Origin of the sequence: Alkalibacterium sp. 20 (assembly GCF_001885615.1) — a bacterium.
Classification (GTDB): Bacteria; Bacillota; Bacilli; order Lactobacillales; family Carnobacteriaceae_A; genus Alkalibacterium.
This window is the reverse complement of record NZ_LSRN01000040.1, coordinates 1-22,968: the sequence shown is the minus strand read 5'-3', so window position 1 is coordinate 22,968 and position 22,968 is coordinate 1. Positions and strand designations below refer to the sequence as shown.

General features: G+C 37.6%; 21 protein-coding genes. 18 read left to right on the top strand and 3 right to left on the bottom strand.

Going from position 1 to position 22,968, the window contains the following annotated elements:
• Positions 1-479 precede the first annotated feature (479 nt).
• From AX762_RS07640 to dtd, 8 genes are all read left to right on the top strand, one after another.
• The gene (locus tag AX762_RS07640) at positions 480-695 is read left to right on the top strand and encodes a hypothetical protein (RefSeq protein ID WP_071848555.1); all 216 of its coding nucleotides are present in this window, start codon (positions 480-482) and stop codon (positions 693-695) included.
• A gap of 363 nt (positions 696-1,058) precedes the next feature.
• Positions 1,059-2,345: an HlyC/CorC family transporter gene (locus tag AX762_RS07635; protein WP_071848554.1), complete on the top strand. Its 1,287-nt coding sequence runs from the start codon at positions 1,059-1,061 to the stop codon at positions 2,343-2,345.
• Between the two features lie 22 nt (positions 2,346-2,367).
• Positions 2,368-2,991, top strand: a complete 624-nt coding sequence (locus tag AX762_RS07630) for a DNA-3-methyladenine glycosylase (RefSeq protein ID WP_071848553.1) — start codon at positions 2,368-2,370, stop codon at positions 2,989-2,991.
• A 16-nt stretch (positions 2,992-3,007) separates the two neighbouring features.
• Entirely contained in the window at positions 3,008-3,559 is a 552-nt protein-coding gene (locus tag AX762_RS07625; RefSeq protein ID WP_071848552.1) for a DUF3013 family protein, read from the top strand.
• Positions 3,537-4,475, top strand: coding sequence for a 50S ribosomal protein L11 methyltransferase (gene prmA / locus AX762_RS07620; RefSeq protein ID WP_071848551.1), 939 nt, complete (start codon positions 3,537-3,539; stop codon positions 4,473-4,475). The genes AX762_RS07625 and prmA overlap by 23 nt, the downstream gene beginning before the upstream one ends.
• Before the next feature lie 19 nt (positions 4,476-4,494).
• Positions 4,495-5,163, top strand: coding sequence for a deoxyribose-phosphate aldolase (gene deoC / locus AX762_RS07615; protein WP_071848550.1), 669 nt, complete (start codon positions 4,495-4,497; stop codon positions 5,161-5,163).
• 150 nt (positions 5,164-5,313) lie between these two features.
• Positions 5,314-7,533, top strand: coding sequence for a bifunctional (p)ppGpp synthetase/guanosine-3',5'-bis(diphosphate) 3'-pyrophosphohydrolase (locus AX762_RS07610; RefSeq protein WP_071848549.1), 2,220 nt, complete (start codon positions 5,314-5,316; stop codon positions 7,531-7,533).
• Between the two features lie 26 nt (positions 7,534-7,559).
• Positions 7,560-8,006, top strand: a complete 447-nt coding sequence (gene dtd / locus AX762_RS07605) for a D-aminoacyl-tRNA deacylase (RefSeq protein ID WP_071848548.1) — start codon at positions 7,560-7,562, stop codon at positions 8,004-8,006.
• 55 nt (positions 8,007-8,061) lie between these two features.
• Here dtd and AX762_RS07600 read toward each other — a convergent pair whose 3' ends face one another.
• Positions 8,062-9,408: an N-acetylmuramoyl-L-alanine amidase gene (locus AX762_RS07600; protein ID WP_071848547.1), complete on the bottom strand. Its 1,347-nt coding sequence runs from the start codon at positions 9,406-9,408 to the stop codon at positions 8,062-8,064.
• A gap of 488 nt (positions 9,409-9,896) precedes the next feature.
• Between AX762_RS07600 and hisS the strand changes: the two genes are divergently transcribed.
• From hisS to AX762_RS07575, 5 genes are all read left to right on the top strand, one after another.
• Entirely contained in the window at positions 9,897-11,204 is a 1,308-nt protein-coding gene (gene hisS / locus AX762_RS07595) for a histidine--tRNA ligase (protein ID WP_071848546.1), read from the top strand.
• Between the two features lies 1 nt (position 11,205).
• Positions 11,206-12,990: an aspartate--tRNA ligase gene (gene aspS, locus AX762_RS07590; protein ID WP_071848545.1), complete on the top strand. Its 1,785-nt coding sequence runs from the start codon at positions 11,206-11,208 to the stop codon at positions 12,988-12,990.
• The gene (locus AX762_RS07585; RefSeq protein ID WP_071848544.1) at positions 12,990-13,889 is read left to right on the top strand and encodes a deoxyribonuclease IV; all 900 of its coding nucleotides are present in this window, start codon (positions 12,990-12,992) and stop codon (positions 13,887-13,889) included. The genes aspS and AX762_RS07585 overlap by 1 nt, the downstream gene beginning before the upstream one ends.
• Before the next feature lie 83 nt (positions 13,890-13,972).
• Complete coding sequence (locus tag AX762_RS07580; RefSeq protein WP_071848543.1) at positions 13,973-14,659, top strand: NAD(P)H-hydrate epimerase; 687 nt, start codon at positions 13,973-13,975, stop codon at positions 14,657-14,659.
• Positions 14,643-15,584 carry a tocopherol cyclase family protein gene (locus tag AX762_RS07575; RefSeq protein WP_071848542.1) on the top strand — a complete coding sequence of 314 codons (942 nt, stop codon included), beginning with the start codon at positions 14,643-14,645 and terminating at the stop codon, positions 15,582-15,584. The genes AX762_RS07580 and AX762_RS07575 overlap by 17 nt, the downstream gene beginning before the upstream one ends.
• A 94-nt stretch (positions 15,585-15,678) precedes the next feature.
• Here the strand turns inward: AX762_RS07575 and AX762_RS07570 are convergent, their stop codons facing one another.
• On the bottom strand, positions 15,679-16,437 hold the full coding sequence (locus AX762_RS07570) for a helix-turn-helix transcriptional regulator (protein WP_071848541.1): 759 nt from the start codon (positions 16,435-16,437) through the stop codon (positions 15,679-15,681).
• A gap of 346 nt (positions 16,438-16,783) precedes the next feature.
• On the opposite strand from AX762_RS07570, the gene AX762_RS07565 reads away from it, so the two are divergent.
• From AX762_RS07565 to AX762_RS07545, 5 genes are all read left to right on the top strand, one after another.
• Positions 16,784-17,647: a general stress protein gene (locus tag AX762_RS07565; protein WP_071848540.1), complete on the top strand. Its 864-nt coding sequence runs from the start codon at positions 16,784-16,786 to the stop codon at positions 17,645-17,647.
• Between the two features lie 397 nt (positions 17,648-18,044).
• On the top strand, positions 18,045-18,989 hold the full coding sequence (recX, locus tag AX762_RS07560; protein WP_083432873.1) for a recombination regulator RecX: 945 nt from the start codon (positions 18,045-18,047) through the stop codon (positions 18,987-18,989).
• 11 nt (positions 18,990-19,000) lie between these two features.
• On the top strand, positions 19,001-20,152 hold the full coding sequence (mutY, locus tag AX762_RS07555) for an A/G-specific adenine glycosylase (RefSeq protein ID WP_071848556.1): 1,152 nt from the start codon (positions 19,001-19,003) through the stop codon (positions 20,150-20,152).
• A gap of 121 nt (positions 20,153-20,273) precedes the next feature.
• Positions 20,274-20,810, top strand: coding sequence for a DUF402 domain-containing protein (locus AX762_RS07550; protein WP_071848539.1), 537 nt, complete (start codon positions 20,274-20,276; stop codon positions 20,808-20,810).
• A 102-nt stretch (positions 20,811-20,912) separates the two neighbouring features.
• Complete coding sequence (locus AX762_RS07545; RefSeq protein ID WP_071848538.1) at positions 20,913-21,746, top strand: hypothetical protein; 834 nt, start codon at positions 20,913-20,915, stop codon at positions 21,744-21,746.
• 47 nt (positions 21,747-21,793) lie between these two features.
• On the opposite strand, the gene AX762_RS07540 is transcribed toward AX762_RS07545, so the two are convergent.
• Positions 21,794-22,882, bottom strand: coding sequence for an aromatic acid exporter family protein (locus AX762_RS07540; protein WP_071848537.1), 1,089 nt, complete (start codon positions 22,880-22,882; stop codon positions 21,794-21,796).
• Positions 22,883-22,968: the final 86 nt, after the last annotated feature.

Below are 22,968 nucleotides of genomic sequence, written 5' to 3'. Positions count from 1 at the left end.
GAAAAATAAACAATATTAAACCAATAGTATCATTTTTAAACAAATTAAATTGCCTGCCATCCAACTTCAATGTTAGATGGTAGGCAATTTTTGTTATTTATCGAAGATACTCTTGGAAACGTCTACCGTTTTTCCCCTCGCATTTTAAGTGAAAGGAGAATAGGTATATCTTGTTGTTCCGATTCGGGCAGGGCCAAGTCGTTCTTGAAAATTTTTAATTTAATTTAATGAGTTTTTAAATAAAAGGACAATAGTATATGTGATAGGAAATCAATACCATTTCTAAAGGGAATTAGTTGCAGAGCTGGTGTTATTATTTAGAGAGTAGAAGGATGTAGAGATATGGGTATATTATAATTTGAGAACGGTTTTAATACATACTTTGATTTTCAATAATCAAAGGAGAATACAAGATCGAATAAATTTCACGAAATTTTAGCAGCACAATACTTACTATACTATGTAAAGGAAGAAATTTTATGAAAAATGATTGGTTTATAGAATTTGTACTCAAACATATAAGAGAGCATGGTCCAGAGAGGGAAGTTGTGGTTATATATGAAGACGATAATGGAAAAATTGAAGACTATCAAATTAATTGGTTTTATTCATCAATGGAAGATTTGTACTTAACATATGGTAAAAGAATCAAAACAATGAAGTTGAAAGATTTATTAAATGAACTGGTTTTGTAAGAGTTAGTGTTGTATTTATTCAATATTATAGGCGACTTTATTTATTTTTCTACACTTTGCCATCGTCTGTAACTTACAAACATATTTTAAGGCAACACGCTCAAGTATATTGCTTGAAAAATTGCGCAAGTCCAAGAAAGCTTCATGGCTGTTTTATACTTGGATGACGAATGATATAAGAAGACAAAAAAATAATAATTGAGAGACAATAGTTCTTGCTGAGTCAGATTTCTATCTGGATTTTTTAAGCAGGGCTATTGCCTTTTTTCTGTTCTATGATTCTATTGCTCTTAATAGTCAAATTCCGAGACGATCTGTGCTATAATAAAAGGGAAAAACTAAGAAAGTAGGGATTACAATTTAATGGATAGTGATAATATAAACAGTATAATCATTCTAATAATTTTAGTGTTTTTATCTGGTTATTTTTCTTCTTCTGAAACAGCATTTACATCAGCTAATCGAATCAGATTGAAAAATGAGGCTGAAAAAGGAGATATACGTGCGGGTAAGACGATGAAGTTAGCAGAAAATTTTGATGCTGTTTTATCTACCATATTGATAGGGAATAACATTGTAAATATAGCCATGACTGCTATTGCAACGTTATTATTTGTGGGATGGTTCCCGGTGTATGGACCAACAATTGCAACGGTCGTAATGACGATCATCGTTTTGATTTTTGGTGAAATAACGCCTAAAACATTGGCTAAGGAAAATTCCGAATTTTTTGCCAAGGCTTCAACACCATATATTCACTTTTTAATGATTATATTTAGACCTGTTTTATGGCTGCTTAAAAAGTGGAAGATTTTATTAGGAAAAGTATTCAATTTTGGCGACGAAGATATCATTAGTGAAGACGAATTACTATCTATTGTAGAAGAAGCTGAAAGTGGCGGAAGCATTGAGGATTATGAAAGTCAGTTAGTGAAAGCCGCAATTGAGTTTGATGATTTAGAAGTATCCTCTATCCTGACGCCGCGAGTGGATGTCGTAAGTTGTGAAATAGACGTAACAGACGAAGAAATAGAAGAGCTGTTTACAGAACATAATTATTCGCGGTTGATCGTTTATGATGAATCGATCGATAATGTTGTAGGGGTTCTCCATGAAAAAGATTTTAACCGGTATCTACGCAAAAATCGTACCGCAGAACAAGCGATATCCATAGTTTCTGCGGTAAAAGATGTCATTTTTGTCCCACCGGTCATGAATTTATCACGACTACTTAGATTGATGCAGCAAAGTAAAACACATATGGCTATTGTTGCAGATGAGCACGGGGGTACAATCGGTATTGCCACCATGGAAGATGTTCTTGAAGAACTTGTCGGAGAAATATGGGACGAATCTGATATCATCGATGAAGAAGTAGTCGAATCAGTAGCAGGTAAACGGTACAAAATTAAAGGAACAGCTAGTTTGGATAAAATATTTGAATTGTTTGGACTCACAGGATTCGAAACCTATGTGTCCAATTCGGTAAGTGGTTTTGTTGTTGAGGAATTAGGTCATTTTCCACAAGTTGATGATCATTTTGAATATCATAATATGAAAGTCACTGTTACCGCTGTTAGAAACAGACGCGTACTGGAAGTTCAGATAGATTATTTACCAAACGATTTGGAGTCAAACGAAAAGGACTAAGTAATGGAGTGAAAGCATAGAAATGTCTGTACTAACAAATACTAATATAGCAACAGAAGAAATGGCTGAGCGCTTATTGGGCTGTCTGCTGGTCAAACAAGCAGATGGCGTGACTACTTCAGGATGGATAGTGGAAACGGAAGCTTATGTGGGGGTGCTAGATGAGGCCTGTCATAGTTACAATGGGAAAAACACGCCTCGTATGAAAGCGATGTTTGAACAGGCGGGAACCATCTATATATATAAAATGCACACGCATCAGTTATTAAATGTTGTCACAAAAGAACGAGGAAATCCGCAAGCTGTCCTCATACGGGCTATTGAACCGTACGAAGGGGAAAATATAATGGAAGAACGACGTCAAAAAAAAGGTGTTGACGTTACGAATGGACCAGGGAAATTAACAAAGGCTATGGGGATCACGATGAAAGATTATGGCACATCCGTCTTAGAACCTTCGCTCTATATCGACACCAGCCATAAAAAAATCCCCTTAGCTGTTGAAAGATCTAAAAGAATTGGTATCCCAAACAAAGGGAAATGGACTGACTCTTTACTGCGTTTTACCGTTAAAGGAAACCCCTATCTAACCAAGGGAAAAGAGAAACTATCGGTAGATAATGGATGGAGCACTATGTTAGACTAATATGAGGAGGGTTTGTATGGCGAATGACTTATCTGGTTACATAGACAACAAGCTTAAAGAGATGCTCCCAAACTTTAAATGGAAAATTGTTAAAGAGAGCAAAAAGAACTTAATTGAACTTTATATTACGTTTCATGTTAAACCTGAGGAATCTGTTCAGGTACAGGATATGCTTGGAAAAAACAATGAACCAGGCTTAGTCCAATTTGAAGATATTTTATGCTTTTATGATCCGGCTTATGCACATGTCAAACCACAAAATTATCTTGCTGCTTTTTCAATGGATAGTCATATCGGTATTGAAAAAGGATACATTGATGCCATTCTTAGAATGTTAAACTACACAACAAAAAAAGGTAAAGTAGAGTTAACCGAGTTCTTGAGTGATGATTTTGCTGATTCGTATTCTCTGAGCTGGAGTGATAGTAATTTAAACAATATGATTCAAACTCTAAAAGAGACGGGACGTTACAGTGAAGAAAAAGTCCCGATGGCCTTGGAAGATGAAAAATCATTTTTAGAAAAATTGAAAAAGGATGAAGCAAATGACGGAGTGGAAAGAGTTTAGTGTAGCCATCAACAATGAGGCTGCGGAAGCTGTAACAGCCATTTTTACAGAACTGGGTTCATCAGGGGTTTCTATCAGCGATCGTAATGATTTTCTACATCTGCCTGAATACGGAACAGATACGCTATGGGAATTAAATGAAGAAGATTTCCCAGAAGATGGTGTGATTATTAAAGGTTACTTCACCGAACATGATGACTTGGATGCTATTCAAGAACAATTAGCTGAACGAGTAAAAAAACTAGAGAAATTTGGGATAGAAATCACGCATCTTGATATCCAGGTAAATGATGTCAAAGAAGAAGACTGGTCAACATCCTGGAAGAAATATTACTATCCAGTGAATGTGACCCGCTTTTTAACTATTGTGCCTCAATGGGAAACGTATGCGAAACGCTTTGCTGACGAACGTATCATCTATCTGGATCCGGGCATGGCTTTTGGAACGGGGACCCATCCGACAACGCAGCTATGTATTCAGGCATTAGAGACGACCCTTTATCCTAAAGCAACAGTATTTGATGTGGGTACGGGTTCAGGCGTGCTCTCAATTGCGAGTGCCTTTTATGGTGCCGGAGAAATCAGAGCTTATGATTTGGACGAAGTAGCTGTGAATTCAGCTTGGGATAATATCAAACTGAATCAGCTAGAAAATGATATCACTGTCAAAGCAAACAATCTTTTAACGGATGTCAAAGACAAAGCGGATATCATTGTCGCTAATATTTTAACTGAAATAATCTTACCGTTTATTCCAGATGCGTATGATCATTTAAAAGATAATGGACTTTTTATCACATCAGGAATTATATTAGAAAAAAAAGATGAGGTTATTCAAGCTTTAAAAAAGCAAGGATTTGAGATTATACAAATCAATCAAATGAAAGATTGGATCGCCATCATCGCTAAAAAATGAAAAAGGAAGAGTGATTATAATGGAAAATTTAGAAAAATATATTGATCATACATTGTTAAAACCAGTATCAACAGATTCGGATGTACAAAAAGTTTGTTTGGATGCGATAAAATATAACTTTAAATCTGTGTGTATCAACCCGGGTTGGGTCAAATACACTGCTGATATGTTGAAAGATTCTGGTGTAGAAACATGTACAGTCATCGGGTTCCCTTTAGGGGCTAATACGTCAAAAGTTAAAGCCTTTGAAGCTCAACAAGCCGTTAAAGAGGGTGCAACTGAAGTCGATATGGTCATCAATATCGGAGCATTAAAAAGCGAAGACTATGCGTTAGTCTATGATGACATCAGAGCAGTTGTCAAAGCTGTTAATGGGAAAGCACTCGTTAAAGTTATTATTGAAGCCTGCTTATTGAATGAACATGAAAAAGTAAGAGCATGTGAATCTGCTAAAAGAGCCGGTGCCGATTTTGTGAAAACATCTACTGGATTTTCAACAGGCGGAGCAACACTTGAAGATGTAAAATTAATGCGCAAAACTGTTGGCAAAAAAATGGGCGTTAAAGCTTCAGGTGGCGTCCGTTCGATTGAAGATGCAATAGCAATGATCGAAGCTGGCGCAACCCGTATTGGTACATCTAATGGTGTAGCAATCGTTGAAGGAAACGAAGCGACAGAAGCATACTAATCGAGTGCACATCAGGATATCTTGAAGTAATCATAAAAAAGCATTATAATTAATAAGAAGAAGTTACCAGCACTCCAATCAGTGCTGGTTTTCTTATCATGAAAGGTCTATTAGATACTATGATAACCTCTAAGAATGAAGGTGATGCCCATGCCACAAAATAAAGATTATACACCCCAAGAAGTGATTGCGCTTTGTCTGACTTATATGAGTAGCGAACATGTTGGATTTGTAAAGAAAGCATTTGATCTGGCTGACGAGGCCCATAAAGGTCAGATGAGAAAATCTGGCGAAGAATATATCATGCACCCTGTGCAGGTCGCTGGAATTCTAGCAGAGTTGAAAATGGATCCTGTGACTGTCGCGACGGGTTTTTTACATGATGTTATAGAAGATACTGACTATACGTATGCTCAAATAGCTGAAATATTTACTCCGGAAGTTGCAGATTTAGTTGATGGCGTTACCAAATTAGGTAAACTTAAATTCAGATCAAAAAAAGAGCACCAGGCAGAAAATCATCGTAAAATGCTTTTAGCTATGGCTCAAGATGTGCGCGTCATCCTTGTCAAACTTGCAGATAGAGTGCATAACATGCGCACGCTCAAACACCATCGTCCTGAGAAACAACGGGAGATTGCCAAAGAAACATTAGACATCTATGCGCCATTAGCGGATCGTTTGGGTATCAACCGCATGAAGTGGGAATTAGAAGATACGTCATTAAGATACCTGAATCCGCAGCAATACTACCGTATCGTGCATCTTATGAATTCTAGAAGAGAAGACCGAGAGAATTACATTGAAGATGCCAAAACAGCTATAGAAGAGTCAGTTCTGGAACTGGAAATTGAGGCGCAAATAACAGGAAGACCGAAACACATTTATTCGATATATAAAAAGATGAAAAGTCAGAAAAAACAATTCAGTGAAATTTATGATCTGCTGGCTATTCGAATTATTGTTGATTCCATCAAAGACTGTTATGCCGTGTTAGGTGCCATTCATACGAGATGGAAACCTATGCCAGGACGTTTTAAAGATTATATCGCTATGCCTAAAGCAAACATGTATCAGTCGCTGCATACGACAGTACTGGGACCGAACGCAACGCCGCTTGAAGTGCAGATCAGAACCATGGAAATGCATGAAATCGCGGAATATGGTGTGGCGGCTCACTGGGCTTATAAAGAAGGCATCAGTAAAAAAATTGATAACGATGAATTAAGTGAACACATTTCCTGGTTCCGAGATATTCTGGAACTGCAAAGTGAATCCAGCGATGCGAGTGACTTTATGGATTCGATCAAACAAGATATTTTCAAAGACAAAGTCTACGTGTTCAGCCCCCAGGGAGACGTTATGGAATTGCCTAGCGGATCCAGTACGTTGGATTTTGCTTACCATGTGCATACTGAAGTAGGCAACAAATCAATGGGAGCGAAAGTGAACGGTAAAATCGTGCCACTTAATTATAAACTCAAAACAGGTGACATCGTTGAAATGTTAACTTCTGCTAATTCATTCGGCCCGAGCAGAGATTGGCTGAATTATGTAAACACCTCGAAAGCAAAAAATAAAATCAAGCGTTTCTTTAAAACACAGGAAAAAGAAAAAAGTATTGAACGTGGAAAAGATATTCTTGAAAAATTATTAATTGAAATGGATTTCAATCCAAAAGATATTTTGAAAAAAGATAAAATGAAAAAAGCAGCTGACCGATTTAATTTTCAAAATATTGAAGATTTGTATGCTGGGATCGGATATGGGGAAGTTAAGAGTGCGACTGTCGCTAATCGAATAACCGGGAAAGAACGCAACGAACGAGAAAAAGAAACATACAAATTTGATGAGTCTACCCATACAATTGAATTGAAAACTAAAAAAGAACCTGAAAAAATGAGGATAAAGCACGAAGGTGGCGTCGTTATTCAAGGCGCAGATAATCTGCTTATTCGTGTAAGTAAATGCTGTAACCCTGTACCAGGTGATGAAATCATCGGCTATGTTACTCGCGGACGAGGTGTCTCGATTCACAGAAAAGACTGTCCGAATCTCCGCACCTCAGATGATAACGAAGACCGTTTGATCGACGTGGAATGGGAATCGACTGATGCTAATACAAACAAAGACTATAATGCTGAATTACAAATAGAAGGATATGACCGGAGTGGCTTTCTAAACGAAATTCTACAAGTGATCAATTCTCAGACCAATAAACTGAGTAATGTAAATGGACGTGTGGATAAAAATGGAACGGCTACAATAAAAGTCGCTATTTCTATTCAAAATCTCAAAGAATTAGAACAAATCGTTGATAAAGTTAAAACTGTCTCAGACGTCTATTCAGTGAAACGCATAACAACGTAAGATTTATAGGTTTTAGGAGGATTTTCGTGAGAGCAGTCATACAACGTGCGAAAGAAGCGAATGTAAGAGTCGAAAATGAAATCGTGGGAGAAATAAACCACGGATTGGTTGTTTTCATTGGCGTGGAAGACGACGATGGAGAAGAAGATATCAATTATCTTGTGCGCAAAATAAGTGATCTGCGTATATTTGAAGATGAAGAAGATAAAATGAATTTATCAGTTAAAGACGTCAATGGGGATATCCTGTCTATTTCACAATTCACTCTGCATGCTGACACTAAAAAGGGTAACCGTCCAAGTTTCGTGGCAGCAGCAAAGCCGGATCATGCAGATAAGGTATACAATCAGTTCAATGAATTATTATCTGAGCAAGGTATTCGTGTAGCAACCGGAGAATTTGGTAAGCATATGGAAATCGATTTTATTAATGATGGTCCAGTGACCATACTCATTGATTCGAAAAACAAATAAGAAAAAGGGTCATCACGAAAAAATTCGTGATGACCCTTTTTTGATTAGTATAAAGTCAATGCGGTGAATAATAGTCGTCTAAGGCTTGAAAAACAGCGTCAGCAACGGATGCCTGATAAGCATAAGTATTAACGACTGTAATATCGTGATCATTGTTGAGATAACCTAATTCTAACAGTATGGAAGGCTGAGCATTCTGATTTAACACAAAGTAGTTACCCTGTCTTACGCCATTATTGTTAAGATCTACATCTTTAGCAAGATAATGATTAACTGTATCGGCCAATGCTTTTTCGTTTTCTGAGTAATAGTAGGTCGTAGTACCTGACATGGAGTTTGCTACTTCTATTGCATCATAATGCAGACTCACGAAAGCATCGGCATTAGCTCTGTGTGCATAATAGACTCGGTCGTTTAAAGAGATATGCTCATCGGTATCACGCGTTAAGATAACATTAGCGCCGGCCTTTTTCAGTTGATTAGCAAGTAAAAGTGCGGTGCTCAGTGTGATCTCTTTTTCAGTGAAGCCGCTCACGGCAACAGCACCTGGATCATAACCTCCGTGACCCGGATCGATGACGATGGTTGCCTCCGCCAATGTGGTCGCATAATGTGAAGGTTCAGTGCTTAACGCTATTTCTTCTGCACTAACTGTTTCTGTTGTAATGGTTTCGGCAATCCAACTGGCTACAAAACCTTTTGTTCCATCAGAAAGCTCTATTTGATACCATTCATTTTCTTCACTGAGTACTTCGAATTCTTCGGCTGTTCTCAACGTAGTCAGGATCTCAGCATCAGTTGCAGGTTGCAGTCGAATGTTTGCGGGTGTGCTCCCGACCCTTATTTTCAACGGATCCGTTGATTCTGTTGGATCAGTAAGAGTTGCAGTTTCAGTAGGTTGATCTATTACATCGATCAAGTCAGAATGTAACCAGGCAACACGTTGATTGAAGAGGATTTGTACCCATTCGTTTTCTCTATATAAGATAGGGAACTCTTCGCCTCGTTTAACCGTACCTAAAACATCGGAGTTTGTTGTAGAAAATTGTCTGACATTTACTTCAGGGGATGTGACGCGTCCAAAAAGTTGATTTTCCAGTGAGACTTCTTCATTTTCCACTAACCAGCTTGCGATCCAACCGATTTGATTTGAATCTAGACGAACTTTGTACCACTCATTTTCTTCTCCCAGTATATTAAGTTGATCTTCTTCCTGGACTTGCGTGAGGATCTCATGTGAAAGACCCGGTCCGTATCTAACGTTTAATGTCGATGCCAGCACGGTTACTTTGTTTTCATTAGCCAAAACTATCATCGAGGTCAAGAGGAGAGTGAACAAAAAAGTGATCATGAGTATGAAAAATGAGCGACTATTTTTTTTATGTAAATAAGTTTTGTTCATTATTATCTCCCCTTGATGTGTGTTTGTTATCATTATACCGATAGAGACGGTTTTTTTGCAATAGTAAAGATATATTTTTACAACATTTCGATTTGTTTTCAAGGTATTTACTATGTAGATAGTCGGAAACCTCGATAATAGACCTGAAAAAGATGTGTATTGACATCTGGTAGCTACTCTTGTAAAATTATAAGAAGCAAATAGAATAGTGATCCTGATATTAGATAAAGTAATTAATGGGTATTTTATTAAAGAGAAAACCTTCCGGGCTGAAAAAGGTTTATGATGACATTAATGAATGACAATCTAAAAGGAATGATAAGGAAACTTGTCACGTGTGAGCGTTAACTCTAAGAGTGAAAGTGAAAACTTTCTAAAATAAGGTGGCACCACGTTATAAGTACGTCCTTTTTCTATGTTAGACATAGAGAAGGGTCTTTTTTTATGGAAAAAAATACTTTGATTTATTAAATTTGGAGGTTTAAAAGATGAATTACCAAAAATTAAAAGGCACCGTAGATATTTTGCCCGATGAATCTGAAAAATGGCAAGTTGTTGAACAACAGGCCAGAGCTATTTTAAGTAATTATCAATTCAGAGAAATAAGAACACCGTTATTTGAAAAGTTTGATTTGTTTGCTCGTGGCGTTGGGGAAACAAGCGATATAGTTTCCAAGGAAATGTACGATTTCAAGGACAAAGGGGATCGCCATATCGCCTTAAGACCTGAAGGGACAGCGGGTGTGGTCCGAGCTTATGTTGAAAACAAATTGTATGCGCCCGAGTATCACAAACCGATGAAACTCTTTTATATAGGATCAATGTTTAGATATGAGCGTCCGCAAAGCGGAAGACAGCGCCAATTTAATCAGGTGGGTGTTGAAGTTTTCGGGAGCAAGAACCCTGCGGTAGATGTCGAAACGATGGCATTGGCTATGGATTTATTCAAGTCATTTGGTATCGAAGATTTGAAGCTCGTCATCAATTCACTGGGCGATTCTGAATCCAGACAGAAATATCGTGAAGCACTGATCGCTTATCTTGAACCACATTTTGATGAGTTAAGTAATGATTCAAAAGAACGTTTGTATAAGAACCCTCTTCGCGTGTTGGATAGTAAAGACAAGAAAGATAAAGTCTTGGTTGCAGACGCTCCTTCCGTGCTGGATTTCTTGAACGAAAAATCTAAACAGCATTTTGAAGCGGTTAAAGAAATGCTCGACGATTTATCTATTTCATATGAAATAGATAAAAACATGGTCAGAGGTTTAGACTACTACAATGATACGATATTTGAGGTTATGACGACGCATCCGAAATTTGGAGCCAATGCAACTATTTGTGCTGGAGGACGGTATGATAGCTTGGTCGAAGAAGTGGGCGGACCAGAAACGCCGGCATTCGGTTTCGGTTTTGGGATCGAACGCCTGCTCATTCTTTTAGATTTCATGAACTACAACTATCCAAAAGTAAGCACGATCGATGCTTATGTGGTGACTATTGGAGATAAAGTCAATAAAGCAGCCACTAAATTGACGCAGTACCTGCGTCAGAACAACTTGTCTGTGGAACGGGAGTTCATGAACAGAAAACCCGGCAAACAGTTCAAAACGGCTGACAAGTGGGATGCTGAATTTGTCTTTACGATGGGTGAAGACGAATTGAAAGAAAATAGAGTCTCGATCAAAGCCCTTAAAAGTGGTCAACAAATGGACATCGATCTGGGAGAGTTATACAGTAACTTTGAAGCAACATTTAAAGAAGTAGAATCAAGACTAATGAAAAAGGGTGAATAAAATGAAACGTACAGAATATTGTGGAAAGATTACCAAAGCATATGAAGAAGAAACAGTTACCGTTACAGGTTGGGTGCAAAAAAGACGCGATTTGGGTGGGATGATATTCATTGATCTTAGAGACCGTGAAGGCATTATCCAAGTTGTCTTCAATAGCGATAAAAATCCAGAAGCGTTAGAAATAGCAGAAAAAATTCGTTCTGAATATGTGATTGCTGTCGAAGGAAAGGTCGTTCTTAGACAAGCAGGTCAGGTAAATAAAGAAATAGCTACAGGTGAAATAGAGATTATGGCTGATAAAGTAGAAATCTTAAACGAAGCGAAAACACCTGCGTTTGAAATATCCGATACGGCGCCAGTCTCCGATGATTTACGTCTGAAATATCGTTATTTGGATTTAAGAAGACCCAAAATGCAGGAAAACATGAAACTGCGTCATCAGGTGAAAAAAGTGTTTAGAGATTTCCTGGATGATGAAGGCTTTTTAGATATCGAAACGCCTTATTTAACTAAATCGACACCAGAAGGCGCAAGAGATTATCTTGTTCCATCACGAGTAACGCAAGGGAAATTCTTTGCTCTACCGCAATCCCCACAATTGTTTAAACAATTGCTCATGAGTTCCGGGTATGACCGCTATTATCAAATCGTTCGTTGTTTTAGAGATGAAGATTTAAGAGGTGACCGTCAGCCGGAATTTACGCAAGTAGATATTGAAACGAGTTTTATAGACAAAGAAGAGATCCAGAAAACGATTGAAAAATTACTTGTCCGCTTGATAGAAGAAGTTAAAGGCGTCACTCTGAAAGCACCTTTTCCACGTCTGACATTTAAAGAAGCGATGGAACGATTCGGCAGCGATAAACCAGACCTTAGATTTGGGATGGAGCTTGTTGATTTAAATGATGTAGCGAAAGACTCTGCCTTCAAGGTTTTTTCATCAGCTGTAGAAAGTGGTGGCATGGTCAAAGGTTTGACTGTTAAGGGCGCAGCACAGCGTTTTTCTCGTAAGAACATTGATGCCTTGGAAAGTATTGCTAAAATATATGGAGCGAAAGGTTTAGCCTGGATGAAAGTGACGGATGAAGGCCTAACGGGTCCAATCGCTAGATTCTTTAATGATGAAACAGATCAAACCGCTCTTGTAGAGGCGATGGATGCCGAAAGCGGCGACTTACTCTTATTTGTAGCTGATAAAGCAAAAACTGTTTACGATGCACTGGGTGCTTTAAGAAGTCACTTAGGGAAAGAATTGAGCCTTATAGATGAATCTCAAATATCTTTTGCCTGGATCGTAGAATGGCCGTTGCTAGAATATGATGAAGAAGAAGGACGTTACAATGCTGCACACCACCCATTCACCAGACCAGTAGAAGAAGACATTGATAAGTTAGCAACTGAGCCTGAGAACGTCATGGCAGATGCTTATGATATTGTTTTAAATGGTTATGAAATTGGCGGCGGATCTATGCGTATTCATAAGAGAGGGTTACAAGAAGACATGTTTGCTGCATTAGGTTTTACGAAAGAAGAGGCAATTAATCAATTTGGCTTCCTGCTTGATGCACTAGAATACGGTTTTCCACCTCATGGCGGGATTGCATTTGGTTTAGACCGCATAGTCATGATTCTTGCCAATGAGAATAACATAAGAGAAGTTATTGCCTTTCCGAAAAATGGAAGAGCTATAGATCCATTGACAGATGCGCCATCTCCGGTTTCTAATGGTCAATTAGACGAGCTGGGATTAGCATTAAAAGAAAGTAAGCATACGGAGGAAAAATAATGGTTTTATTAGGTTCACATGTATCGATGAAAGGGAAGAAAATGTTGCTCGGAGCAGCCGAAGAAGCTGTTGATCATGGTTCTTCAACATTTATGATTTATACGGGAGCGCCTCAAAACACCCGTCGAAAAGACATTGAAGAAATGAATATTGAAGCAGGACAAGCGTATATGAAAGAGAACGGTATAAAGGTAGCGGACATCGTCGTGCACGCCCCTTATATCATAAACTTAGGGAACACGATAAAGAAAGAGAACTATGGTTTCGCCGTTCAATTTATGAAAGAAGAAATCAAACGTGCTGAAGCTTTAGGGGCAACGCAAATGACCATGCATCCGGGGGCACATGTGGGTGCAGGCGCTGAGTTAGCCATTGAACAGATTGCTCAAGGTCTAAATGAGATTTTACATGAAGATCAAACCCTGCAAATTGCATTGGAGACCATGGCGGGGAAAGGGACAGAAATAGGACGTTCTTTTGAAGAATTAGCGCAGATCATTGATAAAGTAAAATTGAAAGATAAAATATCTGTGACCTTGGATACCTGCCACATACATGATGCAGGTTATGATGTTAAAAATGATTTTGACGGTGTTTTAGCTGAATTCGACCGAATCATAGGGCTGGATATGCTGAAAGTCGTCCATGTCAATGATTCGAAAAACATACAAGGAGCAGGAAAAGACAGACATGCCAATATTGGGTTCGGTGAAATTGGTTTTGATGCACTGAACCATGTTGTTCATCACGAGAAACTGGCTCACTTGCCTAAAATACTAGAAACACCCTTTGTAGGGGAAGACAAGAAGAATAAGAAGCCACCATACAAGCATGAAATTGCGATGTTGAAAGAAAAAACATTTAATCCACAATTATTGGAAGACATTTTAAATAGTTAAGACGGTAAAAAGGAATCTGTTCGTTTACAGGTTCCTTTTTGTTATACTGAAATCAACTAAAATACAAATTTGGGGTGAGTGATATGATCGATGGATTGTCTAGTCAGACCATTAAAGCGATCGATACCTTCACCATCGATACCATTGGTATTCCTTCGATGGTATTGATGGAAAGAGCAGCTTTAGCAGTTGTCGAGAAGATTCTAGCGGATGAAACGGATGAACTGAAATCGTATGGGATCGTTTGCGGCACGGGAAATAACGGCGCCGATGGTTTAGCGATCGGGCGCCTTCTTGTTCAGACTGGTAAGACCGTTACTCTCTATGTTGTGGGTGATACACAACGCGCTTCAAAAGAATTTAAGCAGCAATTAAAAATCGTCAAGAATCTGAATTTAGATATTAAAACCTTCGATACAGTAGCCACGGAATTTGAAGGCGACGTGGTCATCGATGCATTATTTGGTATTGGCTTAGATAGAAACGTGGAAGGCTCGTACAGACTAGCTATAACCAGTATCAATGCATCTAAAGGAAAAATCATTGCACTTGACGTACCTTCTGGGCTCTCTGCCAATACTGGCCAAGTGTTAGGAATCGCTGTAGAAGCAGAAGAAACGTATACCATCGGCTTCATGAAAAAAGGCTTTGGGCATAAAGGTGCAAAGTCATATACAGGAACTGTTACGGTTCTAGATATCGGTTACCCAGCACCTCATTTTTTTGAAGATATCATAAAGAAGGAGCAAACCAATGGCGAATCGCTTTGATTTTCAGGGATTGAATGCTAAAGCACCTTATTTTGAAGGTTGGTATGTGAAAACTTCAGATGCTAAACAAAACTTTAGCTTGGCGCTTATACCCGGCATAGCATTGTTTGATGAAGAAGAATCATTTGTCCAGTACAACCTGTTTTATAAAGGGAAAAGTTCAAGCGGAAAAATAACCTTTCCGATTGAAGCATTTGATGTTGTTGCAGCGCCTTACTCCATACTTATGCCGTTATTTGTCTTAAGCGAAACAGGAGTGAAGGCCCATTTAGTGGATGATGACACTGATATACTGATTGATTTAGAATTCGGAAATTTTTTGAGGTTGAAACAGGACAGGTATTCACCAAGCATTATGGGTCCTTTTGAATATATTAAGATGGCCTGCTCACACGATGTGGTCAGCATGCGTCATGATGTTACAGGGACTGTCGTTATCGACGGAGAGACTGTGAAAATGGATGAGGGAACAGGCTATATTGAAAAAGACCGTGGCTCTACTTTTCCCAGCCAGTATGTATGGGCTCAGTCCAATCAATTCAAGGAAAATGACAAGAGTTCATTATTTTTATCGGTGGCAGACATCGATTTGAAAATCAATCATTTCACGGGAATCATTGCTGTCTTTCATGACGGGGTCGCTGAACACCGATTCGCGACCTATTTAGGCTCAAAAGCTGAAGTCATAGTCAATGATGATCAACTTGGCTATACGGTCAAACTAACTGGTCTAAACAAATCTTTAATTGCAGAGGTAAGCTTGCTAAATGGTAACGATTTAATTGCACCCATGGATGATGAGATGGATTACACAATAAAAGAAACGGTAAAAGCTAATATAACACTGACCTTTAAGGAAAAAAACAAAATACCTGTTCATTTATCATCAGAGCATGGAGCAGCAGAAAGAGTTAACTGGAAATAAACAAAAAAGAAGCTGATAAAATCAGCTTCTTTTTTAAAAGGAAAAATTATTTGCATAGAAGAAGTTATCGGAAGAGAATTTAGAATCAAACTTTTTAACTTACCGGTATTTCTTTAAGGTATTTAGTCGGTGTGTTGCCTGTTATTTTTTTGAAAACCTTTGTGAAATACGAATGACTATTGAAACCAGCGAGATTTGCTACTTCACTCATCTGGTAATCCCCTAAGTGGAAGTAGTATTTCGCAAGGTAAACACGCTGTTGGTTGACGTATCCAATAAAAGTGTTACCTGTTTCTTGTTTAAACTTACGTGCCAAATGCACAGGATGCATACCGTAAATCGAAGCAATATTCGTTAGGGTCAATTCATTGGTGAGATTTTCCGTGATATAGGTAACGATTTCTTTCATCACTGATGAGTAATCAGACGTAGAGAAATCAGCTACAACATGACAATATTCTCTGAAAAGTTCAAAGTAAACGTGTTCAATTAAATGATTTAAAGACTGCGTATCTTTAATGATCATGGAAAAACGTTCAAAGATCAAATGAAGATAAAGTGGCAATGCGCCACCGTTTTTAGCAGCTATCCGTGCATATGTGTTCACGGTCATCAAATGGTTTTTGAATGCGTCGATTAATTCACAATTACTATCATTTTCCAGATAACTAAATACTCGGTCAATGTTAATCAGTTCGAGTGTTGCTTCCAACTTTTCTTCGTTCCCTGAACTGATGGCCTCGGCCAATTGATTCTGCATGACATAACGGTAATCCATGGACTCATCTGTCAATTCTTTTAACTTATTTAAACGTTCTTCCATTAGTTTTTCTTTCTCCTCTTGATTCTTCATAGTGCATAACCCTTCCTGAACATCTTTTATAGATAACACTTCGTATGTTAAATATACCATAATAAAAAAATAAATAAACATATAGCCACAAAAAACAAGTTAGTTACGTCATAATTTCACACTCTATGTAACACATTTCCCGATTCACAAAAAGTATAATAGTAAATATCTAATCTCAGTATAATGCAAAAAGTCTTAATAAAGAATGAATAATCTGCTTTTTATTCATTTCTGTTACTGATTATCATATGCGAATCGTTTCTTTTTACATGCGGATTATCAAATGATACCATTAGAAATAGACAAGTGAACAAAATATGACAGTATTAACAGGAAGGATGAAGATATGGATCGCCATATATTAGGAACATTTAAAAACGAGAGGGAAGCTGTTTTACAAGTTGAAAAATTACTTAATGAAGAGGGCTATTTGGCTAATGAGCTGATGCTTTTAATGGATAAAACCAATCAGCATGATATGAAAATCGAGTCATTAAAAAATGTGAAAGTTAATAAGGTGGAATTAGAAGATGAAAGTATCTGGGAGAAAGTAAAAGAAGCCTTCTCATTTGGATCTTATGATAGTGAAGATAATGATTCGACATTAGAAAAGTATGGTGTACCGAGTGAGCGAGCCGATCATTACATGGATGCGTTGAAAGATGGAGAAATTGTACTTCTGGCTGATACCGATGCACCCAAGCAAGGTGATTTATCCGAGGTAAATGAAGATATCATTGTAGACGAGGAGAGAGAACAGAGTATGACAGATAAACAAAATAATCCTATAGATGAAGTGAATTCAGAAGAATCAGAAGCTTTAACAGATAAAAAGCCAAGTGATGTAGATACATCTGAGAATAAGAATTTAAATGAATCCGTAGACCCAAGTCAAGTTAATCAGACTCGTTCGGATGCAGATAGCGAGAATAAAGACGTGGGTAGTAATGAAGAGACACAAGGAAAAGAATCAGAAGAGAAACCAGACTTGACAGGAGAAGAGGACACAGTTGAAACGGAAGGATCTGATCACGGATACGGCAATACTGTTGCTAAAGGGGTCGTTAAACCTAAAGCCGTCAGTCCTTTGAATACTGATGAAAAAAGCCAGAGAGAGCCCCAGGAAAATACAGAAGCGCCAGAGGCTGAAGCGAAATATTCTGAGGAACTCGAAGAACAGGGTAAAAAATCACTTGACGATAATAAGTAACAACCAGATTAGGAACATGTAGAAGAAAATAATTAGATGAAAATTTTGGTGCCTGAATAATTATTTCGGGCACCTTTTTCACGTCCAGCTTTATTGAAAAATACACGTGTGAACTACATCGGCACTGACGTAGCGAGCTTCTGGGAACACCTTTAACTTACCAGTATGCATTTCAGCTTAAAAACAGCGGTTGAATCTGTTTGACCAAGGTATGTCCCATGTAAAAAGTTCGTTGTTTTAGCAGCATCTGAGTTGGATATCGTCATTAATTACTAACTATATTATACCAAAATCAGGTGTCTTAATCGCGAGTCATCCCTCAGTTAAAACTGAGGGTTTTCTCTCTGACACTTATAAATGTTATACTAGAAACTGAAGGATAAGAGGTGCAAAAAAAATGACTAAACGAAAAGAATCATCACTACCCAACCTGGTAGAATTAGGCTCTAACAAACAAGAAAAAAAAACAATAGATAAGAAGAATATTACACTGGAAGATGTAAAACAGATGACTGACAATGAAAATTCTGACTCATCTACAGAGGCCGAATTTGTTATCACTAAAGTGCAGACTCAGAAAGCGAAAAATAGGTTCAATGTCTATGTTAACGATGAGTACGCTTTTGCAGTGGATGACTCGCTATTAATAAAATATCGAATTGTAAAAGGTAAAGAACTTGATAAAGAGACCATTGAAGAATTAAAAGTAAAAGGTGAGATGGGCAAAGCTTATCAAGCGGCACTGCATCATCTAAATTTTAAAATGCGTACCGAAAAAGAAATCAGAGAGTATTTAGCCAAGAAAGATTATGAACAAATCGACGGAGTTATAGAACAATTAAAAGAACACGGATTAATCGATGAGAAGGCATATGCTAAGAGTTTTGTACGAACGAATTTTCAGCTTAAAACCGAAGGACCCAAAAAAATTGAGCGATCACTTTATGCAAAAGGACTGACTCCGGATGAAATAGCCTATGGCTTGATTGAGTATTCGGATGAAGATCAGCTTGAGAATGCAAAAAAATTAACTGAAAAAACGTTGAATAGACAACACGATAAATCGAATCGGGAAATCGAACGAAAAATAAGAGAGCAATTGATGGTCAAAGGATTCGACCGAGAGATTATTTCACAAGTACTGGAAGACATGACTTTAGAACAACCTGCAGAAGATGAGTATGACGCACTGGTTAAACAGGGGGACAAAGCCTTTCAACGTTATTCGCGAAAAGGTGATAAATATCAAGCAAAACAAAAGACAAAAACCTTTCTCTATTCAAAAGGTTATCCCTTCAGTTTAATCGACCAATTTTTATCAGAAAAAGAGGAAAATCAGTGAGTAAGACGGATATGCTAGAAGAGAACAAGATAACAATGTGGTCAGACGATAAGATTCATGATTTTCGCGTAACCCTGTTACAATGGTATGATGAAAACAAACGGGATTTACCCTGGCGACAAACAAGTGACCCTTATTATATTTGGGTGTCTGAGATAATGCTGCAGCAGACACAAGTAGATACAGTGATTCCTTATTACGAAAGATTTATTGACACGTTACCTACTATAGAGGCATTAGCTTATGCCCCAGAAGCGACCCTGCTCAAACTGTGGGAAGGATTGGGCTATTACTCCAGAGTAAGAAACATGAAAGTGGCCGCAAATCAAATCATGGAACATCACAATGGGGAGTTTCCGACGTCTCACAAAGAAGTGTTAACTTTAAAAGGTATCGGACCCTATACAGCAGGAGCAGTGACCAGTATAGCGTTTAATCAAGCGTACCCTGCAGTGGATGGAAACGTCATGCGTGTTTTAAGCCGGTTATTTGAAATCGATTTAGATATCAGTAAGGCTTCAACGCGGAAGGTCTTTGAAGAAATGATCAGACAATTGATCGATCCGGATAGACCCGGGGATTTCAATCAAGCCTTGATGGATTTAGGGGCAACCATTTGTACTCCTAAAAATTATTCGCCGGAAAAAAGCCCTGTCAGAGATTTCAATGCCTCATATTTAAACGAGACCTGGGAAAAATATCCGGTTAAAAAGAAAAAAATCAAAGTAAAAGAGCAGACATTCTTTACTATCGTCATCAAAAATAAAAAGAATGAGTACCTTTTTAGAGAACGATCCTCAAAAGGGGTCTTGATGGGTATGCTAACTCCTATCATGCTAAATCAAGATGATTTAAAAGATAGCGAATGGAAGACCTTTAATCAAGAGGAATTCAGTCAGGATCGTTCCAGCCAGGAAATTGAAGAAATGATAAAAGAAAACTATGATATGACTATTTCTTTAAATGATCAGCCTAAAGGTATCATCACTCATGTATTCTCGCATTTGAAATGGAAAATGATTGTTTTTGAAGCGGACTTAATTGCAGACCAGTCTCATTCTGCAGAACTAAAATGGATTCATCCCGATCGATTCGGAGAGGAAATGTTCCCAATGCCAACACAGAAAGTAAATAATCTGATCAAAACGTTAACTCTATTTTAGAGACAGGCAATTAAATATTTCGATTCGTTATTATATCAGCCTTAGTTTATGATATAATAACCAGTGAGATTGAAGGAAGTAGCGATACATTGTTAAAATAGACTAGAAAGTTGGTAATTAGATGACATTTCCTAAAGAGGGGGATTTCATCACAATCAAGAGTTATAAACATGATGGAAGTCTGCACCGGACGTGGCGTGACACAATGGTGTTGAAAACAACTGAAAATGCGCTGATCGGTTGTAATGATCATACACTAGTCATAGAGTCGGATGGTAGAAGATGGAAAACACGTGAGCCGGCATTAGTTTATTTTCATAAACATTATTGGTTCAATATTGTCACGATGATCCGTCAAAAAGGGACGTCGTATTATTGTAATATGGCTTCGCCTTTTCTAATCGATGAAGAAGGTGCGAAATACATTGACTATGATTTAGATGTTAAAGTCTTTCCCGATGGAGAAAAACGCTTGTTAGATGTTGACGAGTATGAGGAACACGGTAAAAAGTGGGAGTATCCAGACGAGATAGATTTAATACTAAAAGAACACATCAAAATATTAGTTGATTGGATCAACGAAGAAAAAGGACCTTTTTCGGATGGTTACGTTGACCTTTGGTATGATCGTTATAAACAATTAACAGGCAAGAACTGATTGTGATGAAAAACAGTAGTGAGACAGTGATGTCTTCTACTGTTTTCCTTATCTACTGTTTTTTTAAAGTAAAGATAATTTATATAGAAAGGATCAAAAGATGTGAAAAAAAGTTTTATAATAATTCCTTTACTACTTATTGCAACAATATTAACGATTGTTTTTGGACAACGATATTCCGCCAAGCAACGAGAAGAAATGGATGGAAATCAAGTGGGTTTTGCTGCAGCTCATGAGGGTATAAATGAAGAAACGTTGGAAACTGGAAAGGATGCAGCCTCCTCCCATAAAACGCTGGACTACTATGAAGAAAATAGTGAGTCGCTTTCTTTATATGAGTTTTTAGATTTTTTGTCTTTGAAAAACGGCGAAGTATCATTGGCTTATTACGGTGATATCGATCCGGAAGAGGCCTGGGTAGATGAGTTGAATACGATGATTGCTGATTATATAAGTGGCGATTTTAATGTTTTGAATCATACCTATCCAGAACACGATTCTTATGAATTATACTTACAGCAAACTACACAAGCATTAATAAATGATAGTCCGGATGTAATCATTTATGGTATGCCTGCGCTACCAGATAAAAAACGAGATATTGGACTGGCTGAAACAGAAGAGTTTATGAGTTATGTCCTGGATAGTCTCTTGACACAAGAAAAAACCGAACTTTTATTACTTGAGCCATATCCCGTTCCAAACGAAATAAATCAATTCAATTCTCGTTCTCTTGACTATCAAAGTTATTTAGGTAGAATGCAAAATATCGCTGAAGAGAAGGCCCTTACTGTCTTACCTTTACATTCTGCATTCACAGACGAAGCTTCAGAAAATTCTCTTGCAGCATATTTCAATGATAATGATGACTTGAATGAAAAGGGAACACGTCAGGTTGTTACTATTCTAGATACCTTTTTCAAAAAAGAGTTATAAAAACTAAAAAAAACAAGGTACTCATTGAATGAGCATCTTGTTTTTTTTTAGTGTAATGAACGTACTTTAGAATAGTTATCCGGGTGATTTGTTTTGAAACTACTGACTAACTTGTTAAGGTGTTGTAATTGTTCCTCATATTCTAAAACAGCAGACATGAGATGAATCACGGTATTGCTTTGACCATAATCATTTTCTAGATAGGATTCTAAACTTGCTTCAGTAAAGAATGAGAGCATAAATGTTTTTCTCAAATCAGACTTGTAGGCGATAAAGTTTACTTCTTCAGGTAATACACGCCCGTTCCATTTTAAGATGATCTGTTCGTGAGCAGACATAAGCGTCTCAAGCCTTTCGCGCAATAGTATCCGAAGTTTATCCGGGAAATGATTATAGACGTGTTCAGATTCATGTAATGTTCGAACCAGGAAATAAGCCGATTCAGTCGTGCGAATAAATTGACGATAAATGACTAACAACCTCTTGAAAGACTGTTCCTTTTTTTGACCGAAGGGATGCCATTCTCCATCCAGGAGAAAACTATGCAGACGTTTCATCTCTTTTATAGATTGTTCAATGGATTCTAAATCAGTTCGCATAAGCGAATACTGACTGTTTTTCCTTAAGTTAACTCGTATAAATCTTGTTAAATCATCGGTTACCTGATTAGTTGTGTGGAAAAGTTTTTCTTCATAATTAGGAGGTAAGATCAATTGATTAACCAGAAAGGCAACCACCACACCTATAAATGTAGCTAATACTCTTATCACAGCATTAGATAAGATATCCCCATCCGTTGACAACATAATGATGATTAACGTCATAGTTGACAAACCAATCACATTATTTAACTTGATTTGATGTAACAGTGAAATAAGGATCGCAGTCGCAAAACTGATAATAAGAAACGAAGTGCCAAAACCAGTAGCCATAATGACGGCAACAAGTCCACCAATTGAGTTTGCCACAAGGCGATCTCTTAATGTGGCATAAGATTTTTTTACAGATGGCTGCATAGAGGCTACCACCGATATGCCTGCTAGAGAAGCAGCTTCATCCATACCTACTAAAGAGGGGATTGATAAAGCTAGAAATACAGCAATACTTGTTTTAAAAGTTCTTGCTCCGATTTTCATAAATTAAAGTCACAACTTTCCATGTTCATTTTATAGTTTTCATTATACTACAAATGACCCTAATAGTTTAATGGAGATTTTTAAAC

Coding starts and splice junctions, on each gene's coding strand:
- AX762_RS07580 (WP_071848543.1), top strand. CDS start 13,973: ATGATCGATGGATTGTCTAGTCAGACCATTAAAGCGATCGATACCTTC.
- AX762_RS07585 (WP_071848544.1), top strand. CDS start 12,990: ATGGTTTTATTAGGTTCACATGTATCGATGAAAGGGAAGAAAATGTTG.
- mutY (WP_071848556.1), top strand. CDS start 19,001: ATGCTAGAAGAGAACAAGATAACAATGTGGTCAGACGATAAGATTCAT.
- deoC (WP_071848550.1), top strand. CDS start 4,495: ATGGAAAATTTAGAAAAATATATTGATCATACATTGTTAAAACCAGTA.
- prmA (WP_071848551.1), top strand. CDS start 3,537: ATGACGGAGTGGAAAGAGTTTAGTGTAGCCATCAACAATGAGGCTGCG.
- AX762_RS07610 (WP_071848549.1), top strand. CDS start 5,314: ATGCCACAAAATAAAGATTATACACCCCAAGAAGTGATTGCGCTTTGT.
- AX762_RS07550 (WP_071848539.1), top strand. CDS start 20,274: ATGACATTTCCTAAAGAGGGGGATTTCATCACAATCAAGAGTTATAAA.
- AX762_RS07540 (WP_071848537.1), bottom strand. CDS start 22,882: ATGAAAATCGGAGCAAGAACTTTTAAAACAAGTATTGCTGTATTTCTA.
- AX762_RS07600 (WP_071848547.1), bottom strand. CDS start 9,408: ATGAACAAAACTTATTTACATAAAAAAAATAGTCGCTCATTTTTCATA.
- AX762_RS07630 (WP_071848553.1), top strand. CDS start 2,368: ATGTCTGTACTAACAAATACTAATATAGCAACAGAAGAAATGGCTGAG.
- AX762_RS07570 (WP_071848541.1), bottom strand. CDS start 16,437: ATGAAGAATCAAGAGGAGAAAGAAAAACTAATGGAAGAACGTTTAAAT.
- AX762_RS07635 (WP_071848554.1), top strand. CDS start 1,059: ATGGATAGTGATAATATAAACAGTATAATCATTCTAATAATTTTAGTG.
- recX (WP_083432873.1), top strand. CDS start 18,045: ATGACTAAACGAAAAGAATCATCACTACCCAACCTGGTAGAATTAGGC.
- AX762_RS07565 (WP_071848540.1), top strand. CDS start 16,784: ATGGATCGCCATATATTAGGAACATTTAAAAACGAGAGGGAAGCTGTT.
- AX762_RS07640 (WP_071848555.1), top strand. CDS start 480: ATGAAAAATGATTGGTTTATAGAATTTGTACTCAAACATATAAGAGAG.
- aspS (WP_071848545.1), top strand. CDS start 11,206: ATGAAACGTACAGAATATTGTGGAAAGATTACCAAAGCATATGAAGAA.
- AX762_RS07625 (WP_071848552.1), top strand. CDS start 3,008: ATGGCGAATGACTTATCTGGTTACATAGACAACAAGCTTAAAGAGATG.
- hisS (WP_071848546.1), top strand. CDS start 9,897: ATGAATTACCAAAAATTAAAAGGCACCGTAGATATTTTGCCCGATGAA.
- AX762_RS07575 (WP_071848542.1), top strand. CDS start 14,643: ATGGCGAATCGCTTTGATTTTCAGGGATTGAATGCTAAAGCACCTTAT.